The sequence below is a fragment of the Streptomyces sp. P9-A4 genome (genome assembly GCF_036634195.1).
Lineage (GTDB): Bacteria > Actinomycetota > Actinomycetes > Streptomycetales > Streptomycetaceae > Streptomyces.
Window position 1 is genome coordinate 4,621,966 of the sequence record NZ_JAZIFY010000001.1, and the last position, 14,447, is coordinate 4,636,412.

Below are 14,447 nucleotides of genomic sequence, written 5' to 3' on the forward strand. Positions count from 1 at the left end.
CTCCGCCCCCGTCCCGTGGGGGCCGTCCGGTGTGCCGGTATCGTTGCTGACGGTCGAGCCATTCGTAGGGTTCCCCGTATCGAGCGGCACGATTCGTTCGTACGACCGTACAAACACCACGGAAAGAGTGACCCAGTGGCTGCCGCCCGCCTCGTCGTCCTGGTCTCCGGTTCCGGTACCAATCTGCAGGCCCTCCTCGACGGCATCGCCGCGGACCCCGAGGGGTACGGCGCCGAGATCGTCGCCGTGGGTGCCGACCGCGACGGCATCGCCGGTCTGGAGCGCGCCGAGCGCGCCGGGCTGCCGACCTTCGTCTGCCGGGTCAAGGACCACGCCACCCGCGAGGAGTGGGACCGCGCGCTGGCCGAGGCCACCGCGGCGTACGAGCCGGATCTCGTCGTCTCGGCCGGTTTCATGAAGATCGTCGGCAAGGAGTTCCTCGCCCGCTTCGGCGGCCGGGTCGTCAACACCCACCCGGCTCTGCTCCCCAGTTTTCCCGGTGCCCACGGGGTGCGTGACGCCCTCGCCTACGGCGCGAAGGTCACCGGGTGCACCGTCCACTTCGTCGACGACGGTGTCGACACCGGCCCGATCATCGCCCAGGGCGTGGTCGAGGTGCGGGAGACGGACGATGAAGCCGCTCTGCACGAGCGCATCAAGGAAGTCGAGCGCTCGCTGCTCGTCGACGTCGTGGGGCGCCTCGCCCGGCACGGCTATCGCATTGAGGGACGAAAGGTTCATGTCGGTGAACACGGACACCGTTAAGCCCATCCGCCGCGCGCTGGTCAGCGTCTACGACAAGACGGGGCTGGAAGAGCTGGCCCGCGGTCTGCACGAGGCCGGTGTCGAGCTCGTCTCCACCGGCTCCACGGCCGGGAAGATCGCCGCCGCCGGGGTGCCGGTCACCAAGGTCGAGGAGCTGACCGGCTTCCCCGAGTGCCTGGACGGCCGCGTCAAGACCCTCCACCCGCGCGTGCACGCCGGCATCCTCGCCGACCTGCGCCTGGAGTCGCACCGCGCGCAGCTCGCCGAGCTGGGCGTGGAGCCCTTCGACCTGGTCGTCGTGAACCTCTACCCGTTCCGCGAGACCGTCGCCTCCGGCGCCACCCCGGACGAGTGCGTCGAGCAGATCGACATCGGCGGCCCGTCCATGGTCCGCGCCGCCGCGAAGAACCACCCGTCCGTGGCGATCGTGACCAGCCCCAAGCGTTACGACGACGTGCTCGCGGCCGTCAAGGCCGGCGGTTTCGACCTGACCGCCCGCAAGCGCCTCGCCGGTGAGGCCTTCCAGCACACCGCCGCGTACGACGTGGCCGTGGCGTCCTGGTTCGCCGACGACTACGCCGCCGCCGACGACAGCGGTTTCCCGGACTTCCTGGGCGCCACCTACGCGCGGAACAACGTCCTGCGCTACGGCGAGAACCCGCACCAGGGCGCCGCGCTCTACGTCGACGGCACGGGCGGCCTCGCCGAGGCCGAGCAGCTGCACGGCAAGGAGATGTCGTACAACAACTACACGGACACCGACGCCGCGCGCCGGGCCGCGTACGACCACACCGAGCCCTGCGTCGCGATCATCAAGCACGCCAACCCGTGCGGCATCGCGGTCGGCGCGGACGTCGCCGAGGCCCACCGCAAGGCCCACGCCTGCGACCCGCTGTCCGCGTTCGGCGGCGTCATCGCCGTCAACCGCCCGGTCTCGGTCGCGATGGCCGAGCAGGTCGCGGAGATCTTCACCGAGGTCATCGTCGCCCCGGCGTACGAGGACGGCGCCGTCGAGATCCTCGCCAGGAAGAAGAACATCCGCGTGCTGCGCGCCGAGGGCGGCCCGGCCAACCCGGTCGAGGTCAAGCCGATCGACGGCGGCGCGCTGCTCCAGGTCACCGACCGCCTCCAGGCCGAGGGCGACGACCCGGCGAACTGGACCCTGGCGACCGGCGAGGCCCTGTCCGCCGAGGAGCTGGCCGAGCTGGCGTTCGCCTGGAAGGCCTGCCGCGCGGTCAAGTCCAACGCGATCCTGCTCTCCAAGGACGGCGCCTCGGTCGGCGTCGGCATGGGCCAGGTCAACCGCGTCGACTCCGCGAAGCTGGCCGTCGAGCGGGCGGGCGAGGAGCGGGCGCGCGGCTCGTACGCCGCCTCCGACGCGTTCTTCCCCTTCCCCGACGGCCTGGAGATCCTCACCGCGGCCGGCGTGAAGGCGGTCGTGCAGCCGGGCGGCTCGATGCGTGACGAGCTGGTCGTCGAGGCGGCGAAGAAGGCGGGCGTGACGATGTACTTCACGGGGACGCGTCACTTCTTCCACTGATCCGTCGAGTCGTACGGACGGCGGGCGGCCCGCCGGTACCTGGGAGGTACCGGCGGGCCGCCCGTCTTTCTCCGGTCAGTCCGCCCACCGGGGGCACGGTCTGGGGCACTCGCCGCCCCAGGTCACGGACCCGACCGTGCGTCCGCCGGACGCGAAGTCGCCCCGGCCGTGGCAGTCCTCCGCGCCCGGCACCGTCTCGGCGAACGCGGGACGTCACCGAGGGTGTCCGGGGTGTCACCCGGGCCCGGCGGCGATAGATCCGCCGATCGGGTGGACTCTGGTCTAATGGGTTGCTCTTTTGTCGACCACCGGTAGTGGGGGCGTGGTGTTGGACGTACAGAACAGGTCCGCCGAGGAGGCCGTCACCGGCGCTACCGGCCCCGCCGGCACGGAGCCGCCGGACGGCCTCCCGTCCGCCCCGCTCCGCCCGTACCTGATCCTCGCGGGCGTCCTGTGCGGCCTGTACTTCCTGTACTCCTGGGTGCAGTACGCGCATTTCCGCACCCCGTCCTGGGACCTCGGGATCTTCGGGCAGTCGGTCAGGGCGTACGCCGAGTTCCGCGCCCCCGTCGTCGACATCAAGGGCCCCGGTTTCCAGATACTCGGCGACCACTTCAGCCCCGTCACCGCGCTCCTGGCGCCGCTGTACTGGATCTGGCCGTCACCGGTCGCGCTGCTCTTCGCGCAGGCCGCGCTGTTCGCCGCCGGAGCCGTCGTCGTCGGCCGCACCACCCAGCAGATCCTGGGCAGCCGGGCCGCGGGCCTCGGGCTCACCGTCGCGTACGGGCTGTCCTGGGGGCTCCAGGAGGCGGTGAAGTCCGACTTCCACGAGATAGCCTTCGCCGTCCCGCTGCTCGCCCTGACCTGCCGTGCGCTGCTCCTCGGGCGCTGGACCGCCGCCGTCGCCTGGGCCGCCCCGCTGGTCCTGGTCAAGGAGGACATGGGGCTGACCGTCGCCATGGTCGGCGCGGTGCTGTTCCTGAAGGGGCAGAAGCGGCTCGGCGCGGCCGTGGCCGGTTTCGGCGTGGCCGCCTTCGCCCTGACCGTCCTCGTCCTGATCCCGGCGGCCAGCCGGGTCGGCGAGTACGACTACTGGTCCAAGATCGAGAAGACCGGGCAGGGCGCCGAGACCTCCTTCGGGCAGGTCATCGGTGACGCGCTCGCCTCGGGCGAGCGCTGGGAGATGGTGTTCTACCTGCTCGCCATCACCGGCTTCCTGGCCCTGCGGTCGCCGCTGGTCCTGCTCGTCCTGCCCACGCTCGGCTGGCGCTTCCTCTCCCAGGACCCGAACCACTGGGGCATGCACTGGCACTACAGCGCGATCCTGATGCCGGTCGTGTTCCTGGCCCTGGTGGACGGCGCCCGCTCCGTACGCACCTCACCGCGCGCGTGGCTCGTCTCGTACGGGAAGGTCGTCGTCCCGGTCGCGACGGCGGTCGCGCTCGTCCTCGCCGCGAACCTGCCGCTGCGCGAGCTGATGAAATCGGAGACGTACCGGACGGACACCCGCACCGTGCAGGCGCGGGCGGCGGTCGACGCGGTGCCGGACGGGGTGAGCGTGGAGGCGGACGTCTCGCTCCTCGCGCACCTCACGGCGGACCACCGGGTCTACTGGGTGGGCACCTCGGGGGACGTCGATCCGGACTATCTCGCCTTCGATCTGCGCGGCTGGTCGCAGCAGGTCTCCGACCCGGTGCAGTTGGCCTCGCAACTGCATCCGGAGGCGCGGTACGAGATCGTCCACCGCTCGGACGGCTTCGCGGTGCTCAAGAAGGCATGACGTGGACCAACGGCCGTGGGCCCGATTCCGTACGGAATCGGGCCCACGGCCGTTGGTCGTTCAGGTTCAGTACTGCTGCTTGTTGCGGTTGAACCAGGCCGAGCCGTCCGACTTCGCCACGAAGACGATGACCATGACGCCGAGGGCGAGGCTCACGATGCCGAGCGGCAGCGAGAAGAGGCTGAACAGCACGCCGATCGAGGCCCAGACGATGGAGCCGATACGGACGCCGTTGCCGCCGGACTTGAACTTGGCGGCCAGCACCATGCCGAAGACGGCGAAGATGAGCGACACGATGCCCGCGCCGATCAGGATGCCCTGGCCCAGGTTGCCGAACGCCTCGACGTCCGAGGCCGAGGCGCCCGACTTCTCGAGCTCGCTGTCGACGGCGAAGGACAGGCCGATCGCGGCGATGCCGCCGATCAGGTTGAAGGCGCCGAGGATCCACAGCATGACGCGCGCGGCCTTGACGCCACCCGGCATGACCATGGACGCCCCCGGGTAGCCGCCGCCGTACGGCGAGACCGGCGGAGCCGCCGGGTAGCCGTAGCCCTGCTGCGGCGGCACGCCCTGCGGGGCCTGCTGCGGGTAGCCGTAACCGGGCTGCTGCTGGCCCTGGCCCTGCGGCTGGCCATAAGGGTTGTTCGGGTCGCCGAAGCTCATTCCGGGATTCCTCCGTGAATTCTCTGTGCGGGGGACGACGCGGCCCGCGCGGAGGACTTTTCACGGGATGTGAGCGGAATCCCCCCGGCACTTTCCGCGGTACTACGCGGATCATCGTCGTCGCAACGTCGACTTTTTGTCCAGTCGTTACCCGGAGCGGTTGCGCGGGGGCGAGTTCTCGGGCCGTACGGCCGGGTGCCCGGAGCGAGCGAATTGGAACAAGGCGGGGGTCATCCGGGAGGATGTCTCCATGAGCGCCCAGATTCTCGATGGCAAGGCCACCGCAGCCGCGATCAAGTCCGATCTGACCGTCCGTGTGGCGGCCCTCAAGGAGCAGGGCATCACACCCGGACTCGGCACCGTCCTCGTCGGCGACGACGCGGCCAGCCAGAAGTACGTGGCCGGCAAGCACCGGGACTGCGCGGAGGTCGGCCTCGCCTCGATCCAGCGCACCCTGCCCGCCGACGCCACGCAGGAGGAGATCGAGGCGGTCGTCCAGGAGCTCAACGAGGACCCGGCCTGCACCGGGTACATCGTCCAGCTCCCGCTGCCCAAGGGCATCGACGAGAACCGCATCCTGGAGCTGATGGACCCCGCCAAGGACGCGGACGGTCTGCACCCGACCAACCTCGGCCGGCTCGTCCTCAACGAGCCCGCCCCGCTGCCCTGCACGCCGAACGGCGTCATCACGCTGCTCCGCCGCCACGGCGTCGAGATCAACGGCGCCGAGGTCGTGGTCGTCGGACGCGGTGTCACCATCGGCCGCCCGATGCCGCTGCTGCTCACCCGCCGCTCGGAGAACGCGACCGTGACCCAGTGCCACACCGGGACCCGGGACCTCTCCGCCCATCTGCGCAACGCCGACATCATCGTCGCGGCGGCCGGTGTGCCGCACCTGATCAGGCCGGAGGACGTGAAGCCGGGAGCCGCCGTCCTCGACGTCGGCGTCTCGCGCAACGGCGAGGGCAAGATCGTCGGCGATGTGCACCCGGGCGTCGCCGAGGTGGCCGGCTGGATCTCCCCGAACCCCGGCGGTGTCGGCCCGATGACCCGCGCCCAGCTCCTCGTCAACGTCGTCGAGGCCGCGGAGCGCGCGGCCGCGGCGCTCTGACGTGACCTCGGAGAACCCGGGGATCCCGGGGAGCCCGGGAACGCCGGAATTCGGGGACGGGGCGGATGTCGCCGAGGCCTCGGCCGAGGGCGGGCGGAAGCGGCCGGCGGCCGTCACCACCGACACCGCGCGGCCCGAGGGCGGCGGTCGTGCCGCCCCCGGGGACGCCTCCGCGCCCGCCCGTCAGTGGCCGCTGCTCACCGTGCTCACGCTGGCCGGGACCGGGCTGCTCGTGGTGGGGACGGATCCGTTCCCGCAGGCCTTCCGGGTCGGGGCGATGCTGATCGGGGCCGCACTCCTGGTGGGCGCCGTGATGCGCCGGGTGCTGCCCTCCGTGGGCATGCTGGCCGTCCGGTCCCGCTTCACGGACATGATCACGTACGGGGTGATGGGTGGCCTGATCGTGCTGCTCGCGCTCATGGTGCAGCCCGAGCCCTGGCTGAAGATCCCGTTCCTGGAGGAAGTCCTCCACCTCACGGTGACCTAGATCCGGGCGGAGGTCCGGACCTGGGCTCGCCCCCGGACCCGGACCCGGTCCGCAGCATTTGAGACACGGCGCCCGCCCTCTCCCCCGTGGGAGGGCGGGCGCCGCTGTGATCAAGGGTCATGTACGCGCCAACGTGGCTGCAAGTCCCGTCGGGTCGCTGTGGCACGGAAGTGACCATTCCGCTACCTCGGATCCGCATCGGGGGCGCGCGCCGCCTCCGGACCTGCCATTCTTCGGGACAGCAGGGAGTCGCGAGGGGTACGGGACAAGGGGGACCGCACATGCCTGGCTGGAAGGCGCTGCCCGACGAACTCGACCCGGACGTGCGCGCGTTCACCGAGCTGCTCCGCCGCCTCGTCGACCGCAGCGGCCTCGCCGTCACAGCCGTCGCCGAACGCACCGGCCACGAACGAGCCGTGTGGGACGGGTTCCTGAACGCCCGTCAACCCGTGCCCCGTAGCGCCGTCGTGGCACTCGCCGACGTGACCGGAAGTGACGCGGGCGGCCTCGCGGCCCACTGGGAGCGGGCGGAGCGGGCATGGTCCGGCCGGGCCGGTGGTGACCGTGACGACGCTGACCGTCGGGACGGCGGTGACCGCTGGGACGAGGACGACCGCACCCTGCAGATCCGGCGCATCGACCTGCCGGGCCAGGCGCCCGGTCCCTCGCCACGCCCGGCGGAGCCCGTACCGACGCCCTCACCCTCGCCCCGGATCCCCGCTCCCGCCGCCGCCCCGGATCCCACTCCCGCATCCCGTCCCCGGCGCGTCCTGCTCTACACCCTCGGCACGCTCGGCGCCCTGCTCGTCGTCGCCGGCGCCCTGCTCCTCGTCGACCTGGGCGGTTCCGGCAACCCGGACGACCGCGCGACCGCCCCGCCCCCCACCACCGTCCCGCCCACCACTCAGCGCCCCAGCCTCCCCCCGGGCGTGAAGTGCGCGGGCGCCGACTGCGCCGGGCAGGACCCGGAGGCCATGGGCTGCGGCGGCGGGCTCGCCACGACCGTCGCACGCGCGCGCGTGGGCGCCGCCCTGGTCGAGGTCCGCTACAGCGGCACCTGCGGGGCCGCGTGGGCCCGGATCACCGGGGCCGCCCCCGGGGACACGGTGAGCGTCGAGGCCGCGGGCGCCGTCCGGGACGCCACCGTCGCCCCGGACGCCGACACGACGGCGGCGGAAACCGACGCGTACACCCCGATGGTCGCCGCCGGGTCCGGCACGGCCGCTCGGGCCTGCGGCGCCCTCGCGAACGGCCGCGAGGGCTGCACCACGGGCGGCTGAAGGGCGGCTGACGTGCGGCAGAGGGGCCGGCGAGGGGCGCACGGACACGCGCCCGGACACGCGGACGGACGCGCGCGCGGACGGGCGGCAGTGAGCCGGACCACAAGGGGGTGGGGATTCACGGGGGCCCGGGTCGGATAGCCTGACCGCTGGATATCTCTTCATGTCGAGACACCGATCGATCAAGAGAGCTATCCCGCACCAGGGGCAGGGACCCCCACCGCCAGCTGTCTTACGGAGATCGCCATGACCCGCACTCCCGTGAATGTCACCGTGACCGGCGCGGCCGGCCAGATCGGCTACGCGCTGCTCTTCCGCATCGCCTCCGGCCACCTGCTCGGCGCGGACGTGCCGGTCAAGCTGCGCCTCCTCGAGATCCCGCAGGGCGTGAAGGCCGCCGAGGGCACCGCCATGGAGCTCGACGACTGCGCCTTCCCGCTGCTCAAGGGCATCGACATCTTCGACGACCCGAACCAGGGCTTCGAGGGTGCCAACGTCGCGCTGCTCGTCGGCGCCCGCCCGCGTACCAAGGGCATGGAGCGCGGCGACCTGCTCGCCGCCAACGGCGGCATCTTCAAGCCGCAGGGCAAGGCCATCAACGACCACGCCGCGGACGACATCAAGGTCCTCGTCGTGGGCAACCCGGCCAACACCAACGCCCTGATCGCCCAGGCCGCCGCCCCGGACGTGCCGGCCGAGCGCTTCACCGCGATGACCCGTCTGGACCACAACCGCGCGCTGACGCAGCTGGCCCAGAAGACCGGCTCCTCGGTCGAGGACATCAAGCGCCTCACCATCTGGGGCAACCACTCGGCGACCCAGTACCCGGACATCTTCCACGCGGAGATCGCCGGCAAGAACGCCGCCGAGGTCGTGGGCGACGAGGCGTGGCTGGCCGACACCTTCATCCCGACCGTCGCCAAGCGCGGCGCCGCGATCATCGAGGCCCGTGGCGCGTCCTCCGCCGCCTCCGCCGCGAACGCCGCCATCGACCACGTCCACACCTGGGTCAACGGCACCGCCGCGGGCGACTGGGCCTCCATGGGCATCCCGTCGGACGGCTCGTACGGCGTGCCGGAGGGTCTCATCTCCTCCTTCCCCGTCACCTGCGTCGACGGCAAGTACGAGATCGTCCAGGGCCTGGAGATCAACGACTTCTCCCGCACCCGCATCGACGCCTCCGTGGCGGAGCTCGCCGAGGAGCGCGAAGCGGTCCGCGAGCTCGGCCTCATCTGAGCCCAGCCCTGATCCGGGCCCGGCCTCACAGGGGCCAGGCCTGATCCGAGCCCTGTTCCACCAGGGCTCCACCTGCCCGGCGCCCCCGGGCCGTACGACCGACCGTACGGCCCGGGGGCGCCGTCATTCCTGCGCGAGCGCTTTGCCGTCCCTGAGCCCCGTCGCGAGGGCCGACAGGTCCCGCGCCGCGCGCAGCAGCAGTCCGTCGCCGAAGGTGACGCGGGTCGCCCCGAGCCGGCCGAGTTCCGCGAAGGACGGGCCGCCCGGGAGGGCGAGGGCGTTGAGCGGCAGGTCGCCCAGGGCGGCGCGCAGCGCCGGGAGGTCGGCCGGCGGGGCGGCGATCGGGTAGACGCAGTCCGCGCCCGCCTCGGCGTAGAGCCGGGCGCGGACGAGCGCGTCCGCCGCGGGCTCGGCCACCCCCCGGATGTACGTGTCCACGCGCGCGTTGAGGAAGAGTCCGGGTCCCGCCGCCGCCCGCACCTCCGCCAGCCGGTCGGCGTGCGCCCGCGGGTCCTGGAGGCGGCCGTCCGGTCCGGTGTCCTCCAGGTTCACGCCGACGGCCCCCGACTCCCGTACCCGCTCGACGAGTTCGGCCGGAGCGAGCCCGTACCCGCCCTCCAGGTCCGCCGTGACGGGTACGGAGACCGCGCGGACGATCCGGGCCACGGCGGCGAACATCTCCGCCGCCGGGGTCGCCCCGTCCTCGTGTCCGAGGGAGGCGGCGATCCCGGCGCTCGGCGTCGCGAGCGCCGGGAATCCGGCGGCTTCGAAGACGCGGGCGCTGACCGCGTCCCAGGGGCCGGGCAGGACGAGCGGGTCGTCCGCCGGCCGGCCCAGGTGCAGGGCGCGCAGGGTGGCCGTACGCCCCTCTCCGCTCCCGCTCCCGTTTCCGCTCGCGGTCCCGCTCATGCCGAGCGCGGGGTGTAGTGGCCGGGCGTCATCCGGGTGGTGACGGCGATCCGGTTCCAGGCGTTGATGACGACGATCGCGCCGATGACCCGGGCGAGTTCGGTCTCGTCGAACTGCGCGGCGGCGACGGCGTACACCCCGTCGGGGACGGAGCCGTCGGTGAGGACGGTGACGGACTCGGTGAGCGCGAGGGCGGCCAGTTCGCGTTCGGTGTAGAAGTGCCGGGACTCCTCCCAGGCGTTGAGCTGCACGATCCGCTCGACGGTCTCGCCGTCCGCGAGAGCGTCCTTGGTGTGCATGTCGATGCAGAACGCGCAGCGGTTGATCTGCGAGGCCCGGATCTTGATCAGGTGGTACAGGGTCGGGTCGATGTCCTTCGCGGCGGCCTTCTCCAGGTGGAGCATGGCCCGGTAGAACTCGGGGACGCGCTCGGCGAGGGGGAGCCGGGGGGCGTGCTCGTGGGCGTACTCGGCCGGCGCGGCGACGGTGGCGGTGAGGTCCGTGTGCGTGGTCATGGCTTCACCGTATGAGCCGGGTGGCACAGGAGTATGGTCCATTTCCATGGCAAACGAGTGGGCCACTTTCGGGGCCGATCTCCATCTGGAACTGCGCGGACCGCGTCTGCGGGCCGGCCTCATGGACGCCCTGCGGGAGGCGGTGCGCAGCGGGCGGCTGGAGGCCGGCACCCGGCTGCCGTCCTCCCGTTCGCTCGCCGCCGACCTCGGCATGGCCCGCAACACCGTCGCCGACGCCTACGCCGAACTGGTCGCCGAGGGCTGGCTGACGGCCCGCCAGGGCTCCGGCACCCGGGTCGCCCGTCGCGCGGAACCGCGCCGCGCGGGACCGGTCAGGGCGGAACCGCGCCGGGCGGGCCCTGGCAGCGCGGGCTCCCGTACGACGTCCGCGCCGCCCACCCTCTCCCTCCCGCGCACCTCCGCGCCCGCGCACAACCTCAAGGCCGGCACCCCCGACCTCGCGTCCTTCCCGCGCGCCGAATGGCTCAAGGCCTACCGGCGGGCCCTCACCGCCGCCCCCAACGAGGCCTTCGGATACGGCGATCCGCGCGGCCGGATCGAACTCCGCACCGTCCTCGCCGAGTACCTGGCCCGCGCCCGGGGCGTGTACGCCCGGCCCGAACGGATCGTGATCTGTGCGGGGTTCGTGCACGGACTGATGCTGATGGGCCAGGTGCTGCGCGCCAGGGGCGTACGGGACGTGGCGGTCGAGTCGTACGGCCTCGGGCTCCACGCCGGACTCCTCACCGGGGCGGGCCTCGGGACCCCGGCGCTGCCCTTCGACGGACGCGGCACGCGCGTCGAGGAGCTGGCGGACGGGGACGCCGGAGCCGTGCTCATGACCGCCGCCCATCAGTTCCCGCTCGGCGGCGCGCTGCCGCCGGACCGGCGGGCGGCGGTCGTCGACTGGGCGCGGGCCTCGGGCGGGTACGTCCTGGAGGACGACTACGACGGCGAGTTCCGCTACGACCGGCAGCCGGTGGGCGCGCTCCAGGGCCTCGACCCCGACCGGGTCGTCTACTTCGGCACCGCGAGCAAGTCCCTGGCCCCCGGGCTCCGGCTGGCGTGGATGGTGCTGCCGGAGGGCCTGGCCGGTGAGGTGGTGGCGGCGAAGGGGGCCGTGGACTGGGCGTGCGGGGCGCCGGACCAGCTGGCGTTCGCGGAGTTCCTGGCCTCGGGGGCGTACGACCGGCACGTGCGGGCGATGCGGCTGCGCTACCGGCGCCGCCGCGACCAGTTGGTGGCGGCGGTCGCCGCGCACTCGCCCGAGACCCGGGTCAGCGGGATCGCGGCCGGCCTCCACGCGGTGCTTGCCCTGCCGCCCGGCACGGAGCAGGAGGTGCTGCGGGCCGCCGCCTGGCACGGCCTCGCGGTCCAGGGCGTCAACCAGTTCCGCCGCCCGGGCGTCCCCGCGACCCTGGACGGCCTGGTCGTCGGCTACGCCACCCCGACGGACAGCGCCTGGCAGGGCGCACTCCGGAGCTTGTGCCGGGTACTGCCCCAGGAGGGTCCTGGCGATCACGGACGGGACGCCCCCTAAGGGCCTGTCTTCCGGATCATGCCGGGCTCGCCCGTCCCCGACGACAGGGGGTGTCGCGGCCCCGTCCCCCTACCCCTCGTGCTCCGACCCCGACGCCACGCGCGTCACCGCCGGGTCCCCGTCCGGCACCGGCTCCGGGGGTTCGCCGAAGCGGGCCAGGGTCAGGGAGCCCGCCACCGCCACCGCGAAGCCCAGGACCGCCATCCAGCCGTAGCCCTCGCGCGTGGTGTCCCCGAGCCAGGCCACGCCCACGATCGCGGGGCCGATCGTCTCGCCCAGCACCGCGCCCGCCGTGGCCGTGGTCACCGCGCCGCGCTGGAGCGCCGAGGTCAGCAGCAGGAACGCGGAGCCGCCGCCCACCAGGAGCGCGTACCAGACGGGGTCCGTGAGGTCGATGCCGTCGATCAGCCGGACCGCGACCTCCACCACCCCGAAGCCGAACCCGGCCCCCAGGCCGAGGACGAGGGCCCGGGACCGCTGCGGCAGCCGGCCGCCGACCACGCCGAGCAGCAGCACCCCGAAGGCCGTCGCGAGGAGCGCCCAGCGCAGCGCGTCCGAGCCGTCCCGGTGGCCCTCCCGGCCCGAGGCGAGCGCGAGCAGCGCGAGCCCCGCGCAGACCACGGCCACCGCCACCCACTCCACCCGGCTGAGCCGTACCCGCAGCACCCGGGAGGCGATGACCGCCGTGACCGCCAGGCTCGCGGCGAGGGCCGCGCCCACCACGTAGATGGGGAGCGTGCGCAGGGCGACGATCTGCAGGACGAAGCCCAGACCGTCCATGCCGAGGCCGGCGAGGTACCGCCACTGCCGCAGTGCCCGCCACATCAGGGTGACGTCGACACCGCTGCCGGTCCCCGGCGGCGCGGCGCGGGCCGCCATCGCCTGCAGAACGGAGGCCGCACCGAAGCAGACCGACGAGGCGAGCGCACAAATCATCCCGAGAAGCACGAAACGACTCTAGGTCCTGCCGACGGAGTCCTGACCGGGTCCCGGCCGGGTGGCGGCCGGAATGCACCGGCCTACACTGTGCGGTCGCGACAGGCGTGAACGCGACAAGCGTGACCGCGCGGCGCGACGGACGCGGCCCCGGCGGTCGCGCGAAGGGGAGGCGGACGGAATGCGGAGGCTGAGGTCGAGCACGGTGGTGCTCGGCGGGATGGGTGTGCTCGCGGCGACGATCACCGCGTGCGGCTCCGAGCCGGACAAGCGGTGCGTGGACCCGCTGACCCGGGAGGAACTGCCCAGCTACCGCTGCGAGAGCGGTGGCGGCGGCGGTGACGACGACAACGGCAGCAGCACCCACGGCTCGTACTACTACGGCGGTTCCGTCCGCGACAAGCGGGTCAGCGGCGGCAGCTTCGACAAGACCGCCGTGGACACCGGCGGCTTCGGCTGCTCCGGTTCCGGCGGCGGCTGAGAGGGGCCAGGCCCATGGAACGGCACACCATCGAACCCCGCCCCGGCTGGCAGGAGACCGTGGAGGAGCAGGGGCTCGTCTACCCGCTGACCCGCCACCCGGACGGTTCGCTCCGCCCGTACTGGGACGAGAGCGCGTACTACTCCTTCACGCTGCCCGAGGTCGAGGCGCTGGAGGAGGTCGTCGAGGAGCTGCACGCGATGTGCCTGGCCGCCGCCGCGCACATCGTCGAGCGCGACCGGTTCGCGGAGCTGGGGATCACCGACCCGAAGCTGGTCTCCCTGGTTGCGGAGTCCTGGCGGCGGCGCGCCGAACTCCCCTCCCTGTACGGGCGGTTCGACCTGCGCTACGACGGTACGGGCCCGGCGAAGATGCTGGAGTACAACGCCGACACCCCCACCTCGCTGGTGGAGGCCGCCAGCCCGCAGTGGTTCTGGATGGAGGAACGATTCCCCGGCGCCGACCAGTGGAACTCCCTCCACGAACGGCTCGTCGACGCCTGGAGGCGCCAGGCTCCGCTGCTGCCCCCCGGCCCCCTGCACTTCGCGCACTCGGACGGCGACGAGCTGGGCGAGGACCTGATGACGGTCGCGTATCTGCGCGAGACCGCCCAGCAGGCCGGGCTCGACACCGAGGCGCTCTCCGTCGAACGGATCGGCTGGGACCGGCTCTCGCGCCGCTTCGTGGACGACCGGCTCCGCTTCATCCGCAGCTGCTTCAAGCTCTACCCGTGGGAGTGGCTGACCACCGACCGCTTCGGCGGGCACGTCCTGGACACCCTCGACAACGGCGGCGGCACCGGTACGACCTGCTGGATCGAGCCCGCCTGGAAGATGCTGCTCTCCAACAAGGCGCTGCTCGCGATCCTGTGGGAGCTGTACCCGGGGCACCCCAACCTGCTGCCCGCCTACCTCGACGGGCCGCGCGAACTCGCCACCACCGTCGGCTGGGTCGCCAAGCCGCTGCTCGGCCGCGAGGGCGCGGGCGTCACCCTGCACGAGGCGGGCACGGAACCGTTCGTACGGGACGGGGAGCCCTGCTGCTACCAGGAGCTGGCCCCGCTGCCGGACTTCGACGGCAACCGGGTGGTACTCGGCGCGTGGGTCGTCGAGGACGAGGCGGCGGGGCTGGGCATCCGGGAGTCGTCGGGCCTGGTCACGGACGAGTACGCCCGCTTCCTCCCGCACGTGATCCTTTAGCCGCC

14 protein-coding genes are annotated in these 14,447 nt (G+C 72.9%); 10 read left to right on the forward strand and 4 right to left on the reverse strand.

Features of this window, described 5'->3' with window-relative positions; all coding sequences use genetic code 11:
• The first annotated feature begins 135 nt into the window (after positions 1-135).
• The 3 genes from purN (at position 136) to V4Y03_RS20950 (ending at position 4,085) form a co-directional block, all read left to right on the forward strand.
• Entirely contained in the window at positions 136-765 is a 630-nt protein-coding gene (gene purN / locus V4Y03_RS20940) for a phosphoribosylglycinamide formyltransferase (RefSeq protein WP_250770376.1), read from the forward strand.
• Complete coding sequence (gene purH, locus V4Y03_RS20945) at positions 740-2,305, forward strand: bifunctional phosphoribosylaminoimidazolecarboxamide formyltransferase/IMP cyclohydrolase (protein ID WP_332435890.1); 1,566 nt, start codon at positions 740-742, stop codon at positions 2,303-2,305. Before purN ends, purH begins: the two co-directional genes overlap by 26 nt.
• A 325-nt stretch (positions 2,306-2,630) precedes the next feature.
• Complete coding sequence (locus tag V4Y03_RS20950) at positions 2,631-4,085, forward strand: DUF2079 domain-containing protein (protein ID WP_332435891.1); 1,455 nt, start codon at positions 2,631-2,633, stop codon at positions 4,083-4,085.
• A 66-nt stretch (positions 4,086-4,151) separates the two neighbouring features.
• Here the strand turns inward: V4Y03_RS20950 and V4Y03_RS20955 are convergent, their stop codons facing one another.
• On the reverse strand, positions 4,152-4,748 hold the full coding sequence (locus V4Y03_RS20955; protein WP_317877450.1) for a hypothetical protein: 597 nt from the start codon (positions 4,746-4,748) through the stop codon (positions 4,152-4,154).
• Between the two features lie 250 nt (positions 4,749-4,998).
• Between V4Y03_RS20955 and V4Y03_RS20960 the strand changes: the two genes are divergently transcribed.
• The 4 genes from V4Y03_RS20960 to V4Y03_RS20975 all read left to right on the forward strand — a co-directional run bounded on the left by V4Y03_RS20960 (position 4,999) and on the right by V4Y03_RS20975 (position 8,862).
• Positions 4,999-5,859 carry a bifunctional methylenetetrahydrofolate dehydrogenase/methenyltetrahydrofolate cyclohydrolase gene (locus V4Y03_RS20960; RefSeq protein ID WP_317877451.1) on the forward strand — a complete coding sequence of 287 codons (861 nt, stop codon included), beginning with the start codon at positions 4,999-5,001 and terminating at the stop codon, positions 5,857-5,859.
• A 1-nt stretch (position 5,860) separates the two neighbouring features.
• Positions 5,861-6,346 carry a DUF3017 domain-containing protein gene (locus tag V4Y03_RS20965; RefSeq protein WP_443079810.1) on the forward strand — a complete coding sequence of 162 codons (486 nt, stop codon included), beginning with the start codon at positions 5,861-5,863 and terminating at the stop codon, positions 6,344-6,346.
• Between the two features lie 281 nt (positions 6,347-6,627).
• Positions 6,628-7,626, forward strand: coding sequence for a helix-turn-helix domain-containing protein (locus tag V4Y03_RS20970; protein WP_332435892.1), 999 nt, complete (start codon positions 6,628-6,630; stop codon positions 7,624-7,626).
• 246 nt (positions 7,627-7,872) lie between these two features.
• A complete protein-coding gene (locus V4Y03_RS20975; protein WP_317879078.1) occupies positions 7,873-8,862 on the forward strand; it encodes a malate dehydrogenase in 990 nt (329 codons plus the stop codon).
• A gap of 123 nt (positions 8,863-8,985) precedes the next feature.
• On the opposite strand, the gene V4Y03_RS20980 is transcribed toward V4Y03_RS20975, so the two are convergent.
• Both V4Y03_RS20980 and V4Y03_RS20985 read right to left on the reverse strand, forming a co-directional pair.
• The gene (locus V4Y03_RS20980; protein WP_332435893.1) at positions 8,986-9,771 is read right to left on the reverse strand and encodes an isocitrate lyase/PEP mutase family protein; all 786 of its coding nucleotides are present in this window, start codon (positions 9,769-9,771) and stop codon (positions 8,986-8,988) included.
• Positions 9,768-10,286, reverse strand: coding sequence for a carboxymuconolactone decarboxylase family protein (locus tag V4Y03_RS20985; RefSeq protein WP_332435894.1), 519 nt, complete (start codon positions 10,284-10,286; stop codon positions 9,768-9,770). The genes V4Y03_RS20980 and V4Y03_RS20985 overlap by 4 nt, the downstream gene beginning before the upstream one ends.
• A gap of 46 nt (positions 10,287-10,332) precedes the next feature.
• On the opposite strand from V4Y03_RS20985, the gene pdxR reads away from it, so the two are divergent.
• Positions 10,333-11,826, forward strand: coding sequence for a MocR-like pyridoxine biosynthesis transcription factor PdxR (gene pdxR, locus V4Y03_RS20990; protein ID WP_332435895.1), 1,494 nt, complete (start codon positions 10,333-10,335; stop codon positions 11,824-11,826).
• A gap of 69 nt (positions 11,827-11,895) precedes the next feature.
• On the opposite strand, the gene V4Y03_RS20995 is transcribed toward pdxR, so the two are convergent.
• Positions 11,896-12,762 carry a hypothetical protein gene (locus tag V4Y03_RS20995; protein WP_317876943.1) on the reverse strand — a complete coding sequence of 289 codons (867 nt, stop codon included), beginning with the start codon at positions 12,760-12,762 and terminating at the stop codon, positions 11,896-11,898.
• 181 nt (positions 12,763-12,943) lie between these two features.
• On the opposite strand from V4Y03_RS20995, the gene V4Y03_RS21000 reads away from it, so the two are divergent.
• Positions 12,944-13,243, forward strand: coding sequence for a hypothetical protein (locus V4Y03_RS21000; RefSeq protein WP_332435896.1), 300 nt, complete (start codon positions 12,944-12,946; stop codon positions 13,241-13,243).
• Between the two features lie 14 nt (positions 13,244-13,257).
• A complete protein-coding gene (locus V4Y03_RS21005) occupies positions 13,258-14,442 on the forward strand; it encodes a glutathionylspermidine synthase family protein (protein ID WP_332435897.1) in 1,185 nt (394 codons plus the stop codon).
• Positions 14,443-14,447: the final 5 nt, after the last annotated feature.